Here is a 2693-nt window from a genome sequence, read left to right as displayed (position 1 = left end):
AAGCGCATGGCGTTCAGCGAACAGCCAATAGCTAACAGCCAAGAGCCATCCGACTTATGCATTTCGAATTCCGCTGAAAGCGCATTGCATCCTACTTCATTTTTTAGTATCTTATTACCTCCTCCGCAATTAACACCCAGACCTCCACACTTTTGTTTGGTGTTCCCAAAGGGCTCAGTGTAAAAATCATAACGTACAACAACTAAATCATTGGATATGAACAGTTCAAACAATGCTTCAACAGTACTTGTAGCTGGTGCTACAGGATTTTTAGGCAGTGAAGTCTGCCGTCAATTAGTACAAAAGAATAAAAAGGTAAAGGGTTTGGTGCGCGCCACTTCAGATCCAACCAAAGTGGCCTCATTAAAGGAATTAGGGGTTGAAACCATAATAGGGGATCTAAAAAACAAGACGTCATTGGAAAAGGCCATGTCCGGGGTTTCCGCCATTATTTCCACCGTATCCTCATCCTTATCAAGACAGGAAGGTGATTCCATACAAACCGTGGATGACGATGGGCAAATTAATTTAATCGATGCTGCGGTCGGTGCCGGTATCGATCAATTCGTGTATGTTTCGTTCTGTTCCATGGTGGGGGAATTTCCTTTACAGACGGCTAAACGCAAGGTAGAGCAACATCTCGAAGCAAGTGGTTTGAAGTATACCATTTTGCTGCCCACCTATTTTATGGAAGTATGGCTGAGTCCGGCCTTGGGTTTTGATGCTCCCAATGGCAAAGCCACCATCTATGGGGATGGGAAAAAGCGGGTTTCCTGGATATCGATAAAAGACGTTGCGTCATTTGCCGTAGCCGCCTTGGATAATCCCAAGGCCAAGAACAAACGTATTGAATTAGGGGGGCCAACGGCCTTAAGTCCCCTCGAAGTGGTGAAAATTTACGAGGCCAACCGAGGTAGGAAATTTGAACTTGAGTTTGTGCCCGAAGCAGCCCTGAAAGCACAAAGGGAGGCGGCCGAAGACCCCTTAAGTGCATCCTTTGCCTCCCTTATGCTGAACGTGGCCAAGGGTAGTGAAATTAATATGAAAACCGCGAATACCCTATTTCAGCTGCCACTGACCGCTGTGAATGATTTTGCAAAAGGGTTATGGTGAGTTTCGAGTATTAAGTATTAAGTAGAAAGTAAGAAGTTGATTAGTTTGAAGGTCCAAAGTCGAAAGTCGAAAGTTTCGGGTTTCAAGTTTAAAATACGAAGTACGAAGTAAGAGGAACGAGGTATGTGTTGATTGTTGATGGTGAAGGCTTAAGTTAAAAAGTCGAAAGTCTAAGGTCGAAAGTGAGTTCAGATTTCTGATTTCTTAAATTAATCTAGCGTCTAGTCGTAAGTTACTGCCTACTATTGACTGCCTATTGTTCATTGTTAACTGTGCATTGTTTATTGTACACTGTTCACTGTTCACTGCTTACTGATTTCTTAATCTCATCTAGCGTCTCACGATTTGCATTAAGGGCATGGCGAACAGCCAACAGCCAACAGCCAACAGCCAACAGCCAACAGCCAGTAGCCAGTAGCCAGTAGCAAAATACAAGTTCAGAACTCTTTGCTAAAGCATTAACAAATTGTAGGTAAAATGAATGCCAATGCAATACCAGATATTTCGTTCCCTTAAGTAGACTACACTCGTTATCAAGGAAAGAAGAAGTACGCCAATAGTGGCATTGGAAAACGGGAAATGACCAAGGGTAAAAATCGTTGTGGTAACAATTACAATGAGCACTTTGGAAATGTTTTTCTTGAGCAGGTATTCAAATGCCAAACCACGATAACACAATTCCTCAAAAAAGGGAGCAAGGACCAATAATCCGAATGTAAATAAGAAACCGGACAAATTATCAGGCAAATGATATGCCCATGGCTTTCCCAATATTATTCTTGTTAGAACGGCAGTGACTAGGGTCAACAAGATATATGGGAGTATTGCTTTGAAATTAAACTTCGAAATAAAAGTTTGCTTGAAAATAGCTGTTCTATAGAAAAATAACAGTACCAAAATTCCCACTATCAAAGAACTTAAAAAGAAACTAATATTAAAATCAATACTAAACCGAGCAATTACAACTGAAAGAGCTACAGATAGCACCAATTCAAGTAGCAATAAACCAATTACTGTTAAAACAGGCTTCATTATAAATTGATTGTTGAAGATTTTATTATATGGGTTTTTAAGCCAAAGTTCTCCCTTTACAAAAGTTGCCCTAGACAAGTGTTCAGAGTATGTGCTTCGACTCTACCTTCACTAAAGTTACGGTAGACAGGTGTGCTTAGGGTGACATCCACATTAATTCGTGTTTAGCCTAACACCCCAATTCCTAACTCTGACCTCTGACTTCTGAACTCTCAACCAACAACCATCAACAAACAACTATCAACTATCAACCATCAACGAAAAACCATCAACAAACAACTATCAACTATCAACTATCAACTATTTACCCATAAGATCCTCAATCTCCTCAATCTCGATCGGGATGTTCTTCATCAAATTAAAGGGCTCCCCTTTCTTTTGGATCACCACATCATCTTCCAACCGAATGCCCATGCCTTCTTCGGGAATGTAGATGCCCGGCTCCACGGTAAAGACCATATTCGCCTTCATCGGCGTTTTTAGGGCCCCGTAATCATGGGTGTCCAACCCGATATGGTGGCTGGTACCATGCATAAAGTATTTTTTAT

At 41.3% G+C, this 2693-nt stretch carries 4 protein-coding genes; 1 reads left to right on the top strand and 3 read right to left on the bottom strand.

The window, feature by feature from the left end; genetic code table 11:
• Window positions 1–233: hypothetical protein (locus WBM98_RS04265; protein WP_424364787.1), on the bottom strand; the 233-nt coding region annotated here is incomplete at its 3' end.
• On the opposite strand from WBM98_RS04265, the gene WBM98_RS04260 reads away from it, so the two are divergent.
• On the top strand, window positions 217–1113 hold the full coding sequence (locus WBM98_RS04260) for an SDR family oxidoreductase (protein ID WP_424364786.1): 897 nt from the start codon (window positions 217–219) through the stop codon (window positions 1111–1113). The genes WBM98_RS04265 and WBM98_RS04260 overlap by 17 nt on opposite strands.
• A gap of 450 nt (window positions 1114–1563) precedes the next feature.
• On the opposite strand, the gene WBM98_RS04255 is transcribed toward WBM98_RS04260, so the two are convergent.
• Complete coding sequence (locus tag WBM98_RS04255; RefSeq protein WP_424364785.1) at window positions 1564–2145, bottom strand: lysostaphin resistance A-like protein; 582 nt, start codon at window positions 2143–2145, stop codon at window positions 1564–1566.
• A gap of 300 nt (window positions 2146–2445) precedes the next feature.
• Window positions 2446–2693: M24 family metallopeptidase (locus WBM98_RS04250; protein ID WP_424364784.1), on the bottom strand; the 248-nt coding region annotated here is incomplete at its 5' end.

Source organism: Maribacter sp. (assembly GCF_049667165.1).
GTDB lineage: Bacteria > Bacteroidota > Bacteroidia > Flavobacteriales > Flavobacteriaceae > Maribacter_A.
The sequence above is the reverse complement of the archived record's forward strand: the minus strand, read 5'-3'. Positions and strand labels throughout refer to the sequence as shown.